This window comes from Psychrobacter sp. DD43, assembly GCF_904846555.1.
Classification (GTDB): Bacteria; Pseudomonadota; Gammaproteobacteria; order Pseudomonadales; family Moraxellaceae; genus Psychrobacter; species Psychrobacter cryohalolentis.
On sequence record NZ_CAJHBE010000009.1, the window covers coordinates 82,863 to 103,579 of the forward strand.

The window sequence follows — 20,717 nt, forward strand, 5'->3', positions numbered from 1 at the left end:
GCGGTAATCCATGACCAATACCCAGCAACAATCAGAATCTATCGACGATAATCAGGCACAATTAAGCAAGCAGCAGGATAGTGATAATAATAAGAAAGTGCCGCGTGTATTAATGATATTAGATGGGTTTGGGCATCGTGAAGACGATAAAGACAATGCCATTGCTGCCGCTAATATGCCAAATTTAGATAATATTTATGAGCAATATCCGCATGGATTGATATCAGCGTCAGGAGAAGATGTTGGTTTGCCAGATGGTCAGTTTGGTAATTCAGAAGTTGGGCATATGAATTTGGGCGCTGGGCGCGTGCTTTATCAAGATTCAACTCGTATCTCAAGTGAAGTTGCCAGTCGTGATTTTTATAAAAATGAAGCCTTGGTAAATGCAGTAAAAGCTGCCAACACATTGGGCGGCAATGTGCATATTATGGGCTTGCTGTCAGATGGTGGCGTCCATTCTCATCAAGACCATATTGAAGCAATGTGCCATTCCGCATTGGTACATGGTGCCAAAAACGTCTTTGTGCATTGCTTTTTAGATGGACGTGACACGCCGCCTAAGTCGGCTGATAAATATATCAATCGTCTTCGTGATCATATCGCAAAGCTGAATGCGCATTATGAGAGTGGTCGTGTACAGATTGCCAGTATTATCGGGCGTTACTATGCGATGGATCGTGACAATCGCTGGGATCGTGTGCAAAAAGCTTATGAGCTGATCACTGAAGGTAAAGCGGATCGTTTAGCAACTCGTGCTGATGGGGCAGTGCAAGCTGCGTACAAAGCACGCGAAACCGACGAATTCATTAATCCAACGGTCGTAATTGGGCGTGATGAAGTGCCTTATACCGTTGATGACAATGATGCCCTTATTTTTATGAATTTCCGTGCTGACCGTGCTCGTGAGCTTGCGCAAGCTTTCGTATTACCGGATCATGAGTTTTCAGGATTTGCCCGCAATAAGCAGCCAAAACTTGCGGCATTTGTGATGTTGACCAAGTATTCTGATGTGTTAGCAGATAATCCTAAAACCAGCATCGCTTATTATCCAAATTCATTGACCAATACACTTGGCGAATATTTGCAAGATAAGGGCAAAACCCAGCTGCGTATTGCTGAAACTGAAAAATACGCGCATGTGACATTCTTCTTTAGTGGCGGGCGTGAAGAGGAATATAAAGGTGAGACACGTATCTTAGTGCCATCGCCGGATGTTGCTACTTATGACTTGCAGCCTGAGATGAGCGCGCCTGAAGTGACAGATAGATTGGTGGAAGCGATTGAATCTGGTAAATATGACGTGCTAGTTGTCAATTATGCCAATGGTGATATGGTCGGTCACACTGGTATCTTTGATGCTGCAGTACAAGCAGTAGAAGCGTTAGATATCTGCGTTGGGCGCGTGGCAGAAGCAGTACGTGCGGCAGGAGGCGATATGCTGATTACAGCAGATCATGGCAACTGTGAGCAGATGCAAGACTATGAGAGTGGTCAAGTCCATACTCAGCATACTACTGAGCACGTGCCACTGATTTATGTCGGTGAGAAAAAATTACAAGTCCGTAGCGGCGGTAAGCTTAGTGATGTTGCACCTACTATTCTGGCCTTAATGGATATCGAAGCGCCGAAAGAGATGACAGGCGAAAGTCTGTTGGTTGCCGCTCAATAATCCAATTATAGTAAGGCGCTAGAAATTTATACTAGTAGCGTTACATTACTTTCAAAGTAAATTGATATTAAAAGGGAGAGCTATTGATCAGCTCTCCCTTTTTTGTTGCTACATTTTGTCTAACATTTCACCTAAGTTACTTGCAATACTCTCCTATTCTTATAAGGGTGCTTGATGCTATCTTATGAGCTATCATTCAATAATAACCATATAACAATCCTATAATAATGATGGCTTAACTTTGGACAAATTTTCAGGTGATTTTTATGCATTTTAACAATCCTATCAGTCGTACCTTTCCATTGACCTCTAAAAGACTCGAGCAGTCAATGAGTACGATATCTAGCTACACTAATGTCTTAAAGCCGACGCTTATCGTGGGTTTTCTGGGCTTAAGTATGATTGCTATACCAGCGCAAGCGGCTGTCAAAGATACTGCGGCAGGGCGCAACGCAAGTCGTACGGCAAGCTTACAACTCATCAGTTTAAATGCTGATAATGTACCATTAGATAACGGCGCAGATGATCTATCAGATATAGCTGATATGCTTGAATCTGCTGATCAAGCTGACGATTTAATTGATAGTGTGGCGGATGAAACTGTGCTTAACAATGAATCGCCTATTATTAATACCGACATTCCTGCTGAAGTGGCTCAAGTGTCATTAAATGCTATTTCTCCTGAAACGTTGAAGACCTTTGTTGCTTTGATTGATTTGGTGCGTCGTGAATATGTCGATACGGTTAATGATGAAGAACTGTTTAATAATGCTATGAGCGGCATGTTAACCAAGCTCGATAGTCATGCGGAATTTCTGGACGCTGAAGCCTATGAAAATCTACGTGCTTTTACAGAAGGCGATGTCGGCGATATTGGTATCAAGGTTGAGTATCAATCAGCCTTGGGCTATTGGGTCATCACTGAGGTACTTGATGATTCACCTGCCGATAAAAAGGGTATCGCAGTTGGCGATTATCTACACCAAGTCGATGAGTTTAAGCTTGGCGAAGATGAAGAAAGTAACGATATCGAGCAGCTTTTGACAGGCATTGCCGGTACCCAAGTAGATGTGGTGACGTCCAAGGCAGGACGCCGTAAACATGTCACCACTTTACAACGTAATAATAGCCATCCTCAAATTATCGAAACTCGTTTTGTAGATGGTATGGCCATTGTGAGGTTACCAGCATTTCAAAATAATAGCCGTGAAAAACTGCTACAAAGTTTGATCGATTTGGATAAGCCTGTCACAGGAATACTACTAGATTTACGTGATAATCCAGGTGGCGTATTGGCATCCGCTGTGAGCGTTGCTAGCCTATTTATGACAGATACGGATGTGGTACAGATAAAGAGTCGCCAAGCAGATTCCCGTACATTGTCGACTAGAGGTGCAGCATTGCTTGAGGCGTTACCAGTAGTGGTATTGCAAAATCGCTATTCGGCGTCAGCGGCAGAAGTGTTGACCAGTAGCTTGCAAGCGCAAAAGCGTGGCACTGTCTTAGGTGAGGTCAGTTACGGCAAAGGCTCTGTACAATCGGTGATACCGCTTAACGATGAGCAAGCGGTCAAGCTCACGGTTGCCAACTATATGACTGCTTCAGGTAAAAAGATAGATGGTATTGGGGTAGAGCCTGATATCGCTCTATCGGGCAGTGAAAGCACGTGGGAGCAGCAAGCGCTTGATTTATTACGAAAGAAAGCACTTACTTCAGGTATTCGATTTGTACGCTCTGAGAAAAAGCCCGATCCTAAAAATAGTATTATCAAAAACAATACAGCTATAAAGAATGTTATTGAAAAACCAACATCTAAGGTAAAGCTCTAATCTAGTTGCAATTCTATATCAAAGCCCCTTATTCAGCTTGATCTTCTGCAATCTCAAGTTTGGTCATACGATAGCGTAAGGATCGAAAAGTGGTCCCTAATAGTTCAGCGGCTTGGGTTTTATTCCAGCCAGTTTGCTTAAGGGCAGTGATAATAAGTTGTCTTTCTTGCTCTTGAAGATAGTGCTCTAACCCTTGTGCTGGTAGCTGACCACTGACGCTGCTTTTTATCACGTTACTGTTTAATATATCAATATTGCCATCAATACTACTGTCGAGATTGGCTACAGAATCGGTCTTATCACTATTTGCATCCTTTTTTACTGACTCAGCGCGCTCCGCCATTGCTGTCACTGATTGCTGCTCTATTCCTATTGCGGAAGACGATGAGTCAGATATCGTACCGGATATCGAAGGTTGCTTCACTGCAGCATAGTGATGAGTCATCGTACGATAAGGGTGCAAATTAGCCGTTGCTTGCTGCGTCGAGACACTTTTGATAGATGATGCTTCTTCTCTATCGTCTTTATCTATATTTTCTATTGAATCAGATGTGTTATTTTCATTGATTTTTTGAGGCATACGCGCCTGTTGATGGGCATCTAAGTCAGATAAGCCGAGATGGCTTATATCAATAGTTGAGGTTTCAGCCAAAGTAACGGCACGTTCAAGTACATTACGCAGCTCACGGACGTTACCCGCAAAATCATGCTGCTGTAGACGCAGGCAAGCCTCTGTCGTTAATAAAGGCTTCGACTCCAACTGCCACTCTTCAGCAATCAGCGCTAAAAAATGCGTGGCTAACACTGGTATATCATCGCGCCGTGCATTCAATGTTGGTAATTTAAGCTCAATCACGTTAATGCGGTAATATAAATCCTGACGGAACAACCCTGTCTGTACCAGCTGGTTCAGATCTTTATGCGTGGCTGACAAGATACGAATATCGACAGGTACTTCTTTGGTATCACCAATCGCGCGTACAGTTTTTTCCTGAATAGCCCGCAGTAACTTCACTTGCATAGCCAAAGGCAGGTCAGCTACCTCATCTAAAAACAAAGTACCGCCATTGGCTTGCTGAAACAGCCCTTGCTTATCCGCAACGGCACCTGTAAAGCTGCCTTTTTTATGACCGAAAAACTCTGATTCCATCAGCTCTGATGGTATCGCCCCGCAATTTACCGGCACAAAACTGCCGTCACGCCGGGGGCTTAAGTCATGAATGAGCCGCGCAACGACTTCTTTACCTGTACCTGAAGCCCCTGACAAAAATACCGGCGCTTGTGAGCGAGCCAATTTTAAAATAGTGTTTTTTAAAGGATGCATTACCGCCGAATCACCAATAAGGCGCTCATCAAGCATCTGCTGTTCAGGTGAACGTTGCGGCGTGGACTTGGCAGTCAAATCTTGTTGTATTACCTTTAGCGCGTTTTCAACCAATTGCCGTAAGCGTGGTAGCTCAAGCGGTTTATTGACAAAATCAAAAGCTCCAAGCTTTAGTGCTTCAATCGCTAAATCCATACTACCATGCGCTGTAATCACCGCAATGGGCTTACTGGAGCTGGCACTGATATGTTTGACCAACTCTAATCCTGAACCATCAGGGAGTTTTAAATCGGTTAGACAAAAATCATAGTCATTGTCTTGCCAGTACGATTTCGCTTGCGACAATGTATAGGCAACATCACTTTTGATACCCATTTTGGTCAGGGTGATTTGCATCAAACGGCATAAATCTACTTCGTCATCAACGACTAGCGCGGTGGTTGTCATACATCATCTCATTGTTTTCAAGTGCTACAAAAGTATATAAAATAACGCTCTAAGGGTTTATCAGTCTTAATAACTGCATTGGTTACAGGTATTTTTTAATGAACAATATAAAGCCTTTTGTTTTACATTTTCTTTCAATTTTTTTTGAGAAGTAATTTTTTTCTTTAGATAAAAGTTGGACTAACGATGTCATTATGAACAGCAGGAAAAATTAGCCTAAAGCAGGTTTTTTGATGCTCAGGCACATACAGTAAGCGTGCCTGATTGGCTTCACAAAAGGCTTGTGATAAATATAGCCCAAGCCCTGTGCCTGATTGTTCGGTGGTAAAAAACGGATTAAATAAAGCGCTTAAATCATCTGCATTAACACCAGTACCGCCATCCAAAACATCGATTATAACATCGTTATCGGCACAATAAATTTCGATTTCCACAAAGGCATGAGGGTGGGCGTAACTACTATAGCGTAAACCATTATTGATTAAATTGATGAGTACCTGCTCTAACTGATGAATATCAAAAGAGATGGTAGGCTGGGTAAGAACATGTAGAAAGACATCATGTCCTTTAAAGTAATTGTCTAAAAATACAGGCATCCAATCAGCAAGGATAATGGTTTGTTGATTGGCCGTTTGCTGGCGCGACAGTTTTAATACGTCTTCGATAATGCGATTAACGCGTTTTGTTTGCGAAAATATCATTTTATAAAGCTCATGGTTGCCAGTCATCTGGCTATTTATATCATTATTAGCGAAAGGACTTAGGGCATTGTCATTGTCCATCTCGCTTTCTATAACATCTTCTATTAGCAACTGGCTAGCTTGCGAAATAGCTGCCAAAGGGTTTCTGATTTCATGAGCGATACTGGCGGTCAACTGTCCAAGTGAGGCGAGCTTTAATTGTTGCGCACTGGCTTGTTCACGGCGTAAATCCTCTAATATAATGAGTTTACTGTCGTCTTTTAACGGAATAATATCGACACGTAGCTTGCCAATGATAGAAGAGTTGGCAACAGCAGGCAGCTCATAAATAAAAGTACGCGTTAGTCCTGCGGCTACCGATAAGCAAGCATTAAACAATTGCAGATGTTGTTGGCCAAGTTGCTGCTCAAAAGCGGCTACTGGTTTTGACTGATTGTCATGACGGCTTGGGATGCTAAGTAGCTGATAAGCCGCAAGGTTGGCTAAGACCACTTGTTTGTCATCAATGACGATGACACCATTGACCATTTGAGAGATGACTTCTTGATTGATACTATTTAAACGCTCGACTTCTTTGGCATGGCGAACCGCCACTTTTTCAAGCTGTACCAAGCGCTGCGATATCGACCAGCTTAGACCGCCTACTGCCAAAAAGCTGGCTGACATGAGTAGGGCACTGCCTAAATTTGCCAAACTCATACTATTGGCAATGGCATAAAAAAACTGCTGATAAATCACAAAAATAATGGCAAGCAAAGTAATAATTAATGCTTGTGAGCCATGTAATAACATAAAGCTTGCTGCTACCACCACCATGTATAGCATGGTCAGCTGCAAATCAGGTGCGCCAGCGGTATAGAGCAGTAAGCTTAGGATAATGACATCTAGCGCCAACCCAAAAGCCAGCTGTCGGCGCATATGCTTACCAACGGTATAAAATAATCCTAGCAAGATTAAACTCAGCAAAACGTAAAAACTGAGCACGGTTTGCTGCAAGAAACTTGGCAATGATGGGCTGCCATCCGTGCGAACCGTAATATATACCATCAGCATAAAAAACAAGCTGACGATAAAGCGATAACTGCTATAAATCATCCCCAGTTTGCGTAACTGCGGCACAGGCAAAATATCATCTTGCTCTAGATAGTCAGTAATAACAGCGATAAGCTTGGAGGCAGATTTGGCAGGATTCATGGATTAATAACTAATGTGCTTAATGAGAGGGACTTGATAATTAGGGTTGAATAAGACCATGGCGAATCGCCAAATGCGTCAATTTCACATCACTATCGACATTTACTTTTTCATAAATACGATAACGATAGGTATTGATGGTCTTCACACTGACAAATAACTGGTCTGCAATTTGTTGAGGGCTTTGACAGTTGACCACCATCATTGCTACTTGCTTCTCACGATCACTGAGCAAATCAAAAGGGGAATTGGCATTATCAGATAATAGTACGTCAGCTAATTGTTCAGCGACGTCTTGGCTAAAGTAGCGTCCACCTTGATAGATTTTTTTGACCGCTCGTATCATCTCATCAAGCGGTGTGCCTTTAGTAATATAGCCATTGACGCCTGCTTTAATCAACATTGAGGGATAAGGTTGAGCTGACATACTACTAACTGCCAAAATTTTGATACCCATATCCAGCTGAATCAAGCGTTTGGTTGCTTCCAGACCGCCGATATTGGGCATATTGACATCCAGTAATATCACATCAGGACGCAGCTGTTTTGCCATCTTTATCGCCATATCACCGCTGTCTGCCTCACCGACGACTTCGATATCTGCACTATCTGCCAGCATACGGCTAATACCCATCCGCACCAAATCATGATCATCTACTACTAATACTCGAATCATTGTTATACTCTTTTCTATCTATCAGAATAAAGGGTGCACTGCTAAATTTAAGTCATCTTAATCAATCTATTTGACCAATAACACTCATTTACGCATAAAAAAGCCAATATTAATTGCTTTATTTGGACAGTAGAGACGTAATAAGGTGTCTACCAGCGTTAATGTAATGCTATATTGCGCTAATGTTAACTAATATTGCTGTAACATCAAGTAAGTGTAGTAAAATTTGAATGTGGCACTGAAATGCCATCTAATTGATTTAGTACATTAAACTTAAATGTAAACCATGATACACTAAAAATACAAAAACTCTATGTGAGTATCTACAAACACACCTATAAACGCTACGTACGTAGTTGGCGTCAGTCAGTATGTCACTGATGACAGCACGTAAGCAGGAGGCAGAATGAAGCAACTACCATTAACCAAACAGCAATTAATCGCTGCTATGATTTCATTGAGTTTGGGCAGTGTCGCACAAGCCGCACTTACAATTAATGGTAGCGCCAGCGCTGAGTCTAGTGCTCGCTTGAGCTGGGGCGGTGCCGATAGCTTGTCTGAAGCGCGCAGTATCATGTCTAGGTCTGGCAACAGCTCTACGATTAAAAAAATAGATAACGGTTCTGGTACAACCAGTATTACCAATACGACCAGTTTTGGTAGTAGTAATAACAACAGTTATAATAATGCCAATAGCTACAACACCACGTATCGCGGTAGTTTTGGCAACAGTAATATGATTCCGATCAGCACTGATTCGCGCAGTGTCGCGGTTATTGATGCAGAAACCGGTGAGTCAATTTATCAAAAAGATGCGGATATCGCGCGTCCAATGGCCAGTATTACCAAGGTAATGACGGCTATCGTGGTACTTGATGCCGGCTTAGATATGCGTGAAGAGCTAACACTTGATCCAGAAGATTTCGTTGGTCCAAAGCGTGCCAGCTCTAACCTAAAGTCAGGCGATCGTCTCAATCGTGCTGAGATGCTATTAATGGCATTAATGAAATCAGAAAATCCTGCAGCAAAAAGTCTTGCCCGTAATTATCCGGGTGGCTATAGCGCCTTTATACGTGCGATGAACCGTAAAGCACAAGAGCTTGGTATGAGTACCGCTTTCTTTGGTGACCCAACTGGTCTGGATAAGCGCAACGTAGCTTCCTCAAATGACTTGGTTAAAATGGTTCGTGCTGCTGGTAACTATGACGTGATTCGTCGTTTCTCAACCACTAAGAGCTATGATTTTTTTGTCTCTAACTTCTCAAGTGGTAACCGTACTTACAAAGCCAATAACACCAGCAGCTTAGTTCGTGATGGCAGCTATCCTATCGGCATCTCAAAGACAGGTTTTATCAATGAAGCAGGGCGTTGTGTTGTCATGGAGACGCGCGTCAATAATCGTCCTGCTATTATCGTAATTTTGGGTGCCAATAGCTCAGCAACGCGCTGGGGTGACGCCAAAAATATCTTAAATAGCTTGGCAACACGCCGCACGGTATAAAATTACAGCGTTAAATGAGCAGTATCAAAAGACATTTATAATAAAAGGCTGTTATGCGATATAACAGCCTTTTTATTATGTCAAAAACGTATTGATATTAAGGAGCATTACATGATTCAGCCATCAGTCTCTACGGTTTCTCATACTATACCTAAGCTATATTTGCTGACTAATGATGATGAGTTTAGCCTTTTATATCAAAAGTTAGAAGCCGCTTTAGCAACAGGATTGATTGCTCTTTTACAAATACGCCGTAAGCAGATATTGGCATTGCCTGACGGTGAGTCTGTTCTTTATAAAGAAGCGCTACAAATCGTTAATTTGGCTAAAACCTACAATGTGCCAGTATCGATAAATGACAATATTGCTTTGGCCGAAAAACTTGGTATCGGCGTGCATTTGGGACAGCAAGATGGTGATCTTAGTGAGGCAGCACAATCTTTAGCCCCGAAACAAATCATTGGTCGCACTTGTCATGGCGATATAACACTAGTCAAAGCTGCGAAAAATGAAGGCGCAAGCTATGCCGCCATGGGTGCAATCTTTGTTTCAACAACCAAGCCCAATGCTGCCACTATCTTACGCCAGCAACTGATAGAAGGCTGCCAGCAAGATATAAAAATATGCGTGATAGGCGGTTTAACGGCAGAAAACATCTCAGAGCTGGCAGGGTTACCTATTGCTTATATAGCAATCGTTGGCGATATCATGGATTTACCTGTCCATCAAATCGCGATGCGTTGTCAACAGTGGCATCAAGTACTTAATAAGTGGAATGTGCCTGCTGAATAAATACTATTTTAAAATATAAGCACGAATTTATTCAGCGTGCTGCATACATAAAGTTGCATAAGGCAATGCTTGCAAGCGCTGTGCTTCGATAGGCTCAGCGCATACCTCACATTCTCCATAGCTGCCACTGTCGATACGGCTTAAAGCGTGGTCTACAAAACCTAAGCTTTGCTGTGCCTCAACCATTAAGTTCTTGCGCATGTCATTCTGACGATAAGCAATCGCTTGATCTTCCCAATGTTCATTGAGATCATCTTGCGGATTTTGGATATGGTCCTCAATGTCAGCAATCCGAGTTTGGTACTCTTGTTTTAGTTGTAATAGATTTTGTTTGGCAGCTTCAAAGTCGATACTCATTGATTTCTCCGAATGGTTTATTGTTATGGCACAAGTACGCTATTGATCATAGATAGCTAAACGACTCAGTACCACCACAAAATGTTAATGAGAGTGTTATTAGTTTGAGAAGATAAATTTGCTTATCGCTAAATTTATCTTAGGTGACATATAAGTACAGACTATAAAACTGTTAGAATACACCGCCTTAAATACTTGTTAGGACAGTTTTCTAAAACTGCCAGCAATAGGATTTGATGAAATAAATTTGCTAAAGAATATCCAATAAACCGTTGGCGAACCGTCATACAGATTGATAACAGATGATATATAGGAGCAGGTAATGAATTTTTTGCGTATGAGCGAGCTGAGTTTGACCGATAAAGTAGTGTTGATTCGTGAAGACCTTAATGTCCCTATTAAAGCGGGTAAAGTGGCTAGTGATGCACGCCTGCAAGCAAGTTTGCCGACGATTAAGATGGCGCTAGAAAAGGGTGCAGCAGTGATAGTCTGCTCGCATTTAGGACGCCCGACAGAAGGCAATCCTGAAGCCATTTATTCGTTAGCACCCGTTGCTGACTATTTAAGCGATAAACTATCCGCGCCTGTTACGCTGAATAGTGATTACCTTACTCAAGGCGTCGCTATCGAAGCAGGTGAAGTCGCACTGCTAGAGAACGTACGTTTTAATGAAGGCGAAAAGAAGAATGATGCAGCGCTTGCACAAAAATATGCTGATTTGTGCGATATATTTGTGATGGACGCTTTTGGCACAGCACATCGTGCCCAAGCATCAACAGAAGGCGTGACCCAAGCGATGTATAAAGCTGGTAAGACCGCCTGTGCTGGACCTTTATTGGCAGCAGAGCTTGATGCTTTAAGCCTAGCACTTGAAACGCCAGCACAACCTATGCTCGCTATCGTTGGTGGCTCAAAAGTTTCTACCAAATTAGAGGTTTTACATAGTTTGGCTGAGCTTTGCTCACAGATTATCGTTGGTGGCGGGATTGCAAATACCTTCTTAGCCGCGCAAGGTCATAGTGTTGGTGCGTCACTTTATGAAGCAGATCTGCTCGATACAGCTCGTGAAATCATGGGTAAAACTGAGATTTTATTGCCTGAATATGTCGTCGTTGCTGATAAAAATGAGATTGATTTTGCAGATTTCACAGGCTCGCTTCAAAAGGCAGTTGCTAGCATCAAGTCTGTTGATGCGATTGGCGATAATGACATGATATTAGATATCGCACCAGAGAGTGCCATGAAATTGGCAGAGGCGATCAACGATGCTAAAACCATCTTATGGAATGGTCCAGTCGGTGTTTTTGAAGTGGATGCGTTTGGTCAGGGTACTCAGATAGTGGCAGAAGCGGTCAAAAACAGCCAAGGTTTCTCGATTGCAGGTGGCGGTGATACACTTGCTGCGATTGATAAATATCAAGTGGCTGATGGCGTCAGCTACATGTCAACGGGTGGCGGTGCGTTCTTAGAGTTTGTAGAAGGTAAAATCTTGCCAGCGGTTGCTGCTTTACAAATTAATGCATAACCTCTTAACGATACTTCAGCAGATGAGTAACATTAGCCGTACAACTTAGCCGCAGTATCTAAGGTACGCTGTACGGATAATATTTTGGCTACTATTCATATCTTATTGTTTTCAAGGCAATAAGTTCGAATCGTCATCGATTATTATTAAGTGGTAATTATTTGTTTCTATACTGAAAATTGTTATTGCATGTCCAATTTGCACTCTATAAAATAGCGCAAACCATGTATTTGACATGCTTTATTTATGAGGGATTTATTATGTTAAAACGTCATTTATTACTTGCTAGTGTTCTTGCCGGTACTTTTGCAATCACTGCATGTAGCCAAGAAACACAAGATAAAACCGATGCTGCTGCTGAATCAGCTGGCGAAGATGCTGCTGCGAATACAGAAGCCGCTGCTGCTGAAGCTGAAGTAGCTGCCCAAGAAGCGGGCGCTGAAGCTGCAGAAAATGCTGAAGTTGCTGGCGCTGCTGCGACTGATGCACTAGCAAATACTGGCGAAGCGGTTGTGGTAGGCGCAAATGAAGCCGTGTCCGCTACTGCTGGTGTGGTTGCCGATGGCGCAGCTGCTGTTGAAGATAAAGCTAGTGAAAATGCAGTAGAAGCAGAGCAGCAGTACTAATCAGCAGTTTTGATTTTAAGTATTAGTGATACACATCAATTGTTTTATAAGCCTATAAAATATATAAAAGCTTTGGTAATTGCCAAGGCTTTTTTTATGGATAAAAATAATCAATTTGATCCATAAAAAGCAAGTCATGAATTTTTTATAGACGAAATCGTCTATCTAGCTGTGCAAATAAGGTATAAAAACCAAACAGACAAACAAATAGTCAGTTAAGCGCTACGAAGCGCTGGTAATTTTTGCTATAATCACGGCGTAATAATGACGAGCAGAAAGCAGTGGTTTTTGTTGGCTTATAATGGAATACCCATTGCAAAGCTAGGTCGCAGTGCAAATGTGGCAACGTCTTATTGTTAAAAATGATGTTTTAATATCATTTTCAAAATACTATTTTTAGAATATAACCAGAGAGCGTTTTATGGCCTTAATATCGTTACGTCAACTTTTGGATCATGCTGCTGAACACGGCTATGGTGTTCCTGCTTACAATGTTAATAATTTAGAGCAGATGCGTGCCATTATGATGGCGGCTGACGCCTGTGACTCTCCTGTGATTGTACAAGCCAGTGCCGGTGCCCGTAGTTATGCAGGCTCTGCATTTTTGCGTCATCTGATTATTGCTGCTATCGAAGAGTGGCCACATATTCCAGTCGTTATGCATCAAGACCACGGTATGTCACCTGCTATTTGCCAACGCTCAATTCAGCTTGGCTTCTCATCAGTGATGATGGACGGCTCGCTTGGTACAGACGGTAAAACGCCGATGGATTATGACTATAACGCCAGCGTGACTCGCGAAGTAGTCAAAATGGCTCATGCTTGCGGTGTTTCAGTCGAAGGCGAGATTGGTTGCTTAGGTAGTCTTGAAACTGGCATGGCAGGCGAAGAAGATGGCTCTGGCGCAGAAGGCGTATTGGATCACGAGCAGCTATTGACCAGTGCTGATGAAGCAGAGCAGTTCGTTAAAGACACTAACGTCGATGCGTTAGCGATTGCTATCGGTACCAGTCATGGTGCTTATAAGTTTACGCGTCCACCGACAGGCGATATCTTATCGATTGAGCGCGTCAAAGAAATTCATGCCCGTATTCCTAACACTCACCTAGTTATGCATGGTTCATCATCAGTACCACAAGAATGGCTAAAAGTCATCAATGAAAATGGTGGCAACATCGGTGAGACTTATGGTGTGCCTGTCGAGCAAATCGTTGAAGCGATTAAGCATGGTGTGCGTAAAGTAAATATCGATACCGATTTACGTTTGGCATCAACAGGCGCGATTCGTAAATTCCTTGCAGAAAATCCTAGCGAATTTGATCCACGTAAATACTTCAAAGCCTCTATGGTTGCGATGTCAGATATCTGTACCAATCGTTTTGAAGCCTTTGGTTCAGCGGGTCAAGCGCATAAGATTCGTCCAATCAGTCTTGAAGGTATGGTTAATTTTTACTAGTAAGCTGACATGGTAAAAGAGATTGATTGATAGTTAGATGATGGTTTAGCTCATTTTTATAATAGTCTATATAAGAGATCGTGGATTATGATTGGATTGATTAATGGACAGGTGCAATACTTAATGGCACCGACTGCCTGTATCATGACCACCTCTGGTGTTGGCTATGATATTGAGCTACCATTGCCGTCATTTTGCCAATTGCGTCTTAACGAGCAGGCGAGCATTTGGACGCATTTCCATGTGCGCGAAGATGCGCAGCTGCTCTATGGTTTTATTGACCGTAAAGAGCGTGATGTCTTTCGCCAGCTGATTAAAATCAACGGTGTTGGGGCAAAAATGGCATTAGCAATGCTATCTGCAATGTCAGCTGCTGAGCTAAAAATGCATGTCGAGCAAGATTCAGAAGCGGCATTGACACGTATCCCAGGTATCGGCAAAAAGACAGCGCAGCGTTTATTGATTGAGCTAAAAGATAAGCTGAAAAATATCGAAGTCGACAGCAGTCATTTAGAATTTGCTATGCAGCCGGTACCAATATCTGCTGAAGGAAGTATCATTGCTGAAGTTGAAGGCGCGTTGATTAGCTTGGGCTACAAAGAAAAAGAAGCTCAGCAAGCTATTAAGGCGGCAAAAAGTAATGGTGAGACATTTGCAGATACACAGAGTTTGTTAAAAGCTACCTTGCAGCAATTTCAAAGTTTTAAATAAGAGTATCTTTCAACACAACATTAATTAAAAAAACAGCGATTGAAAATAAGCGACATTAGATGTCGCTTATTTTCGTTTTAGCACCTGCTTTATCATGTTTTGCATGACTTATGAGCAGCGTTTGGTTATGCTATTTATTACCTAATCTTTTAAAAATAATGCTTTAAGCATAATGGCAAAAACTATGATGCAAGATCGTTTGATTAATCCGCTAGAAGGGGCGTCAGATGCCCCTGATGCCAATATTCGACCAGCATTATTGGCGGAATATATCGGTCAGCCCGTCGTACGCGAGCAGATGGAAGTCTTTATTCAAGCGGCACGGGCGCGTGATGAAGCGTTGGATCATACGCTCATCTTTGGACCACCAGGCTTAGGAAAAACGACCCTTGCCAATATTATTGCTCGCGAGATGGGTGGCAATCTACGTTCTACTTCAGGGCCTGTCCTTGAGCGCGCTGGCGATTTGGCAGCGATGCTGACCAATTTGGAAGCTGGTGATGTCCTATTTATTGATGAGATTCACCGCTTAAGTCCGGTAATTGAAGAAATTCTTTATCCAGCGATGGAGGATTTTCAGCTGGATATCATGATTGGTGAAGGACCAGCAGCACGCTCTATTAAGCTTGATTTGCCGCCATTTACGTTAGTTGCAGCAACCACCCGAGCCGGATTATTAACGTCACCACTGAGAGATCGCTTTGGTATCGTGCAGCGACTAGAGTTTTATAATATTGCTGATTTAACCACCATTGTCAGTCGTGCAGCGCGGTTGATGCGCGTGCCAATGAGTGAGGATGGGGCCGTTGAAATTGCGCGCCGTGCACGTGGTACGCCAAGGATTGCCAACCGTCTATTACGACGTGTACGTGATTATGCTCAGGTCAGAGGCGATGGCAGTATTAATGGCGCAATTGCTGGTAGTGCGCTCGATATGCTCGCAGTCGATAGACGTGGTCTCGATCATTTGGATAGACGTTATATTGAGATATTGCACGAGCGTTTTGACGGTGGACCTGCTGGCGTTGAAGCGGTGGCAGCAGCGATGGCTGAAGACCGCGGTACGTTAGAGGATGTGATTGAGCCATACCTTATCCAACAAGGCTATGTACTTCGGACTGCACGTGGTCGAGTATTAACGCAGATGGCGATCGATCAGATGCTATAAAGTTAGTCTAAAAAAATGTGCCTACACTTAATTAGAATATTAAATGTAGGCACATTTTTTTTGTTTTATTTTTTATAGTATCTATTAAATAGTGGATGAAGGCTCAAGCCAAACGCTTATGCCTATCTATTTTTAATAAGTACTTGTTATTGTCAGAAGTCTTTTAGTCAAAGCTACTAACGGTTTAGGCTAAGATACGCCACACGACTGCCAAAATCGCTAAGAGGTAAAAAATAGGTGATAGCCAACCGATAACTTGTGTTGCAATGGCTATGAAAATAGCAAAGCCCGCCAGCGCCAACCAATCTCGGCGACGGTCGTTTAGCATATCGGCACGGATTTGTTGAATCTCACGCAGTTGACTGTCTTGACGTGATCCTTGTGAAGCAAGGCTCTGTAACCCTTGATCTAGCAGTCTTGGGATATCAGTGGTCGATAATAAAATCTCAGGCAACTGCTGACGTAGCTGTTGTAAATTACGCATCGGATCAAGCTGCTCCTTAATCCAGCTGCTTAAGATTGGCTTGGCAAGCGACCAGATATCAAGATTAGGATACAAGTCGCGACCAAGTCCTTCGACATGCACTAAAGTTTTGAGCAGTAGCATCAACTGCGGTGGAATACTCATATGATGGCGGCGGGCGATATCTAATATTTGCATTAATACACCGGCAAAGTCGATATCGTTAATGGATTTTTGTAACATCGGACCGACAGTGCGTTTCATATCACGCATCAATGCATGCTTATCAGCACTTGGCGGTATCCAGCCAGCTCGACTGACGATATCAACCATCGCTGTAAAGTTGTTATTCATCACGGACAATAACATTCGCGCGACGATAAGCTGATCGTCCTTTGATAAGGTGCCCATGATGGCACAATCAAGCCCGATATAACGTGGCTCATGTCCTAAGTCCACGGCGGCCATATTTGCAGTCAAAGTATTGACTGGCGGCGTCTCGACAAAAACATTGCCGGGGTGCATATCGGCATGGAAGAAGTTATCACGGAATACTTGGGTAAAAAATATCGTTAAGCCTTTTTCTGCCAGTGCTGCACGGTCATAGCCTAATTGATCAAATACCTCAATTTGTGAGATTGGAACGCCTTGTATACGCTCCATGACCATGACGTTTTTATTGGCATCATAGACTTCTGGCACATACATCAATGCCGAGCCCAAGAAGTTGTTGCGCATTTGCGTTGTATTGTCTGCCTCTAATGTCAAATCTAACTCGTTGAGCATGACTTGACGGTAGTCTTCAACAATATCGATGATGTGTATTGCACGAGCTGCTTCGATACGCGCCGATGCCCAATTGGCGAGTTCTCGTAGCAATTCAAAATCTGCAATAATGGTCGTGCGAATATCAGGACGAACCACTTTGACCACCACTTCACGCCCATCATGCAGCGCAGCGGTATGTACTTGGGCAATAGAAGCAGCTGCTAAAGGCTTGACGTCAAAACGTGCAAATAAAGAGCCAATAGATTGACCAAGACCGTGTCTAGGGTCTTGAATTTGCGCAATCGCGATATCAGAATCGAAAGATTTAACTTTATCTTGCAGTTGAATAAGTTGCGCAATAATCTCAGGTGGCACGAGGTCACGGCGGGTCGAGAGTAATTGTCCAAGCTTTAAAAATAGAGTCCCCATATCTTCAAGCGCGTATTTAATCGCATTAGGCTGATGCTTTTTACCCCACGCAGCTGGATGCATACGGATTAAACGCACCAAAGGCTGTAGCTGCGGCGCCTCTTCGACAGAAAAATGGGTGTCAATACGATAAGTGGCGGCAATGCGCCATAGCTCAAGTAAACGGGCGCGATGGGATAATAGCATGAGATATAAATACTCTAGATAAAGTCAAAAATAAGGTAGGCGTTGTAGAAAAGGCAATTATCTACTATGAGTTAAACGTGCTTGCTCATCTTTGATAGCGGCTAGTTTGGCTTCTTCACGTTCAACATCGGCGCGCAGTTTCAGTAGTTGCTGCTTAAGCGCATTTACTTCAGTTACATCTATTGGGTCAGGTGCACTATTACCTGCAACATCGTTTGCCCAATCGCTAACATCGTTAAAAGCACGCTTGGCACTATGACGCCAGCTGCCTTTAAGCTGCGATATCAGGAGGTGCAGCTGACTTGCCATCGATTTACCAATAAATGGTTCAAGTTGTCCTGCAACATCAGGATCAAAGCCTGCAACCAATTGATTGAGTTGCATAAGTACTTTGTAATCGCCCTCAATAGGCAAGTTGCCTTCTGTACCGCGCATGAGATTCAGTAGCTGGGCAGGGTTATCGACGGTAATAATACAATCTGGGCGGCTATGACCAAGACGCGCACGATCCATACTGGCTTTTTGACGCTCATTCATAGCGCCACTTTGCTCAAACACACTTTCAGTCGTCACTGGCTCAAAACGCAAGCGCTCTTCAGTGAATAGCACATCTAAATTCACATCAGGCGTGCCCATGTTGAGACGCAGCACTTTGCCAGCAAGTGGCGCTAAACCCGCTTTGGTAATCTCATCACTGGCAATAGCCATATTAATCAGCTTTTCAGCACCGGCCAAAAGTAGAACAGTCAGCATAAGGCTCTCGCATAGTCAGTTGAGCGCCTTAAAAGAGCGCATTATTTATAAATATAAGTTGCCATCATTTTACATAATGGCATTTTTATCGCTATGTATTGTAATTTAAAACTTAATCTTATGCTTTAAAGCCGCGATGTACCGCGACGATACCAGCGGTCAGATTATGATAATCACAATTTTCAAAGCCTGCTTGCTCCATCATCTGCTTTAGCGTCTGCTGATCAGGGTGCATACGAATCGATTCAGCTAAATATTTATAGCTTTCGGAATCGTTAGCAACCAGCTTACCCATCATCGGTAGCGCTGTGAATGAATATAAATCATAGGCTTTTGATAATGGCTCAAAGATAGGTTTTGAGAACTCTAGTATTAATAAGCGACCACCTGGCTTAAGCACACGGTACATCGATTTTAATGCAGCATCTTTATCTGTAACGTTACGTAGACCAAAGCTGATGGTCAGCAGATCAAAGCTATTATCATCAAATGGCGCTAGGGTTTCAGCGTTCGCCAAAACAAAATCGACATTATTACAGCCAGCATTAATCAAGCGCTCACGACCAACTTCTAGCATTGCCGCATTGATATCAGACAACACGACTTTACCGTTGCGACCGACTTCACGGCTAAAGACTTTGGCTAAATCACCCGTACCGCCAGCGATATCTAATACATGTTGACCAGCACGCACGCCAGATAAGCTGATGGCATAACGCTTCCACAAGCGATGAATACCAAATGACATCAAGTCATTCATGATGTCGTATTTTTTGGCGACAGAGGTAAATACGTCAGCCACGCGTGCTTGTTTTTCTGCTTTATTAACGGTCTTATAGCCAAAATGGGTTTCTTCATGACCATCAGTATCAGACGTATGTGGATTATTGATATCGTCACGCTGGTTAAAAAGCGTTTGCTTAGGGGCTTGAGTATTTGTCTGTGCAGCGTCATTTACAGTGCTATTTTGGGCGTGGTTTTCAGTATTGGCATTTGGCATAGTGGTTTGTTGCCCTTGTGGCGTTCCTATGGGTAAATCTTCAACATGAGTAAAGTCATTGTTAATAACGTTATTAACACTTGTAGCGGTATTTTGACGTGCTTTTACTTGAGCGGTAATATTTTGGTTATGAGTGATACTGTCTTGAACCAATTTATCTTGTATACGGCCATTAGTAGTCGTTTTATTATTTACATGATCAGTCATCGCGGTGTCCTATGATTTATTTTTATGCTTGTTTTTAGTCAGATAAAATACTAATAGTTGTTGAGACAATAGCGCTTATCATACAGCAAACGCAGCGGGCTTACCGTCATTATCCATGGCATGGACTTCATCAATAACTTCAAGCTCGCGCGCGCAAAACGGTTCAATAAAGCTGCTCACACTTTTTAGTGGTTTCATAGCTTTAAAGCCTGAATCGATAAAATCATAAAGCGGCTGAAAGTTATAGCGATACGCGGTGCCTTTAGCCATCGCAAAAGCTTTTTTGAGCATAAATGAATTCAAGTCTTTGTCAGTACGATAGCAAACGTCTTTTAAATTATTAATCTGTACGCGACGCTCAATAGCTTCATCAACCGTACGGTAAGCGAGTAGCATGTTTTCTTCATTGACAGCTAACTCTTGTTCGAGTAACCACTGCGCCAAATGCAAGTCGAGCTCAATCGCCAATATAGACGCTTGAATACCCATACTGCCAGCTTCTAAAGATGACTCTTTGGCAAGACGCTCAAGTTTCTTGGCTTTAGGGAGAATGCGTCCTAATTGTTCTGCCAGTACTTTAAATTCATCACCACCATACAGCTGCGTTAAAAAATAATCTGCCATTAGCTGGTTTTTTGGTTGCTCAAACAGCGTGCTATGGGTACGTTTGATGCGCTCTTGTTGCCATGATTGTACTTCATTAAGCTTCTCATTCAATGCAGCGTCTTCATGATGTGGCAGCGCCCAAAAGCGGTCAAGGTGCTGTTGTAAGTTGGCTAAAGCAGACATGGCAGGTCATCCTATAAAAATAATAATAGTCATCAAGTTGATAATAAAAGCTGGATAATAAGGGGGGCTGGTTAGCGCTAAGTTTTCTGCTTATAGGCAGCTATTAAACCATGCTCTTAAGATTTTGTTCACCTTAAAAGAAAATA

General features: G+C 42.7%; 17 protein-coding genes. 9 read left to right on the forward strand and 8 right to left on the reverse strand.

What is annotated here, in order from left to right; translation table 11 throughout:
* Positions 1–10 precede the first annotated feature (10 nt).
* Positions 11–1,669, forward strand: coding sequence for a 2,3-bisphosphoglycerate-independent phosphoglycerate mutase (gene gpmI / locus JMX89_RS06800; protein WP_201551211.1), 1,659 nt, complete (start codon positions 11–13; stop codon positions 1,667–1,669).
* A 266-nt stretch (positions 1,670–1,935) separates the two neighbouring features.
* Positions 1,936–3,498 carry a S41 family peptidase gene (locus tag JMX89_RS06805; RefSeq protein WP_201551213.1) on the forward strand — a complete coding sequence of 521 codons (1,563 nt, stop codon included), beginning with the start codon at positions 1,936–1,938 and terminating at the stop codon, positions 3,496–3,498.
* 28 nt (positions 3,499–3,526) lie between these two features.
* Here JMX89_RS06805 and JMX89_RS12940 read toward each other — a convergent pair whose 3' ends face one another.
* The 3 genes from JMX89_RS12940 to JMX89_RS06820 all read right to left on the reverse strand — a co-directional run bounded on the left by JMX89_RS12940 (position 3,527) and on the right by JMX89_RS06820 (position 7,840).
* Entirely contained in the window at positions 3,527–5,269 is a 1,743-nt protein-coding gene (locus JMX89_RS12940) for a sigma 54-interacting transcriptional regulator (protein ID WP_201551215.1), read from the reverse strand.
* A 164-nt stretch (positions 5,270–5,433) separates the two neighbouring features.
* The gene (locus tag JMX89_RS06815; RefSeq protein ID WP_011513026.1) at positions 5,434–7,164 is read right to left on the reverse strand and encodes a sensor histidine kinase; all 1,731 of its coding nucleotides are present in this window, start codon (positions 7,162–7,164) and stop codon (positions 5,434–5,436) included.
* Positions 7,165–7,204: 40 nt separating this feature from the next.
* On the reverse strand, positions 7,205–7,840 hold the full coding sequence (locus JMX89_RS06820) for a response regulator (protein ID WP_011513027.1): 636 nt from the start codon (positions 7,838–7,840) through the stop codon (positions 7,205–7,207).
* A gap of 406 nt (positions 7,841–8,246) precedes the next feature.
* Here JMX89_RS06820 and JMX89_RS06825 point away from each other — a divergent pair, with 406 nt between their 5' ends.
* Positions 8,247–9,341, forward strand: coding sequence for a serine hydrolase (locus JMX89_RS06825; RefSeq protein WP_011513028.1), 1,095 nt, complete (start codon positions 8,247–8,249; stop codon positions 9,339–9,341).
* Positions 9,342–9,452: 111 nt separating this feature from the next.
* Positions 9,453–10,133, forward strand: a complete 681-nt coding sequence (locus tag JMX89_RS06830) for a thiamine phosphate synthase (RefSeq protein WP_133105228.1) — start codon at positions 9,453–9,455, stop codon at positions 10,131–10,133.
* Positions 10,134–10,160: 27 nt separating this feature from the next.
* Here JMX89_RS06830 and JMX89_RS06835 read toward each other — a convergent pair whose 3' ends face one another.
* The gene (locus JMX89_RS06835) at positions 10,161–10,490 is read right to left on the reverse strand and encodes a TraR/DksA family transcriptional regulator (protein ID WP_133105227.1); all 330 of its coding nucleotides are present in this window, start codon (positions 10,488–10,490) and stop codon (positions 10,161–10,163) included.
* A 322-nt stretch (positions 10,491–10,812) separates the two neighbouring features.
* On the opposite strand from JMX89_RS06835, the gene JMX89_RS06840 reads away from it, so the two are divergent.
* The 5 genes from JMX89_RS06840 to ruvB all read left to right on the forward strand — a co-directional run bounded on the left by JMX89_RS06840 (position 10,813) and on the right by ruvB (position 15,976).
* Positions 10,813–12,015 carry a phosphoglycerate kinase gene (locus tag JMX89_RS06840; protein ID WP_201532086.1) on the forward strand — a complete coding sequence of 401 codons (1,203 nt, stop codon included), beginning with the start codon at positions 10,813–10,815 and terminating at the stop codon, positions 12,013–12,015.
* Positions 12,016–12,275: 260 nt separating this feature from the next.
* The gene (locus tag JMX89_RS06845; RefSeq protein WP_201532085.1) at positions 12,276–12,641 is read left to right on the forward strand and encodes a hypothetical protein; all 366 of its coding nucleotides are present in this window, start codon (positions 12,276–12,278) and stop codon (positions 12,639–12,641) included.
* Positions 12,642–13,062: 421 nt separating this feature from the next.
* Positions 13,063–14,097, forward strand: coding sequence for a class II fructose-bisphosphate aldolase (gene fba, locus JMX89_RS06850; protein ID WP_020442949.1), 1,035 nt, complete (start codon positions 13,063–13,065; stop codon positions 14,095–14,097).
* 87 nt (positions 14,098–14,184) lie between these two features.
* The gene (gene ruvA, locus JMX89_RS06855; RefSeq protein ID WP_201532084.1) at positions 14,185–14,808 is read left to right on the forward strand and encodes a Holliday junction branch migration protein RuvA; all 624 of its coding nucleotides are present in this window, start codon (positions 14,185–14,187) and stop codon (positions 14,806–14,808) included.
* 187 nt (positions 14,809–14,995) lie between these two features.
* Complete coding sequence (gene ruvB, locus JMX89_RS06860; RefSeq protein ID WP_041772439.1) at positions 14,996–15,976, forward strand: Holliday junction branch migration DNA helicase RuvB; 981 nt, start codon at positions 14,996–14,998, stop codon at positions 15,974–15,976.
* A 184-nt stretch (positions 15,977–16,160) separates the two neighbouring features.
* On the opposite strand, the gene JMX89_RS06865 is transcribed toward ruvB, so the two are convergent.
* The 4 genes from JMX89_RS06865 to JMX89_RS06880 form a co-directional block, all read right to left on the reverse strand.
* The gene (locus JMX89_RS06865) at positions 16,161–17,822 is read right to left on the reverse strand and encodes an ABC1 kinase family protein (RefSeq protein ID WP_201532083.1); all 1,662 of its coding nucleotides are present in this window, start codon (positions 17,820–17,822) and stop codon (positions 16,161–16,163) included.
* Positions 17,823–17,879: 57 nt separating this feature from the next.
* Positions 17,880–18,575 carry an SCP2 domain-containing protein gene (locus tag JMX89_RS06870; RefSeq protein ID WP_201551217.1) on the reverse strand — a complete coding sequence of 232 codons (696 nt, stop codon included), beginning with the start codon at positions 18,573–18,575 and terminating at the stop codon, positions 17,880–17,882.
* A gap of 118 nt (positions 18,576–18,693) precedes the next feature.
* On the reverse strand, positions 18,694–19,782 hold the full coding sequence (gene ubiE / locus JMX89_RS06875; protein WP_020442954.1) for a bifunctional demethylmenaquinone methyltransferase/2-methoxy-6-polyprenyl-1,4-benzoquinol methylase UbiE: 1,089 nt from the start codon (positions 19,780–19,782) through the stop codon (positions 18,694–18,696).
* A 78-nt stretch (positions 19,783–19,860) separates the two neighbouring features.
* Positions 19,861–20,571: an FFLEELY motif protein gene (locus JMX89_RS06880; protein WP_201551219.1), complete on the reverse strand. Its 711-nt coding sequence runs from the start codon at positions 20,569–20,571 to the stop codon at positions 19,861–19,863.
* Between the last annotated feature and the right edge of the window lie 146 nt (positions 20,572–20,717).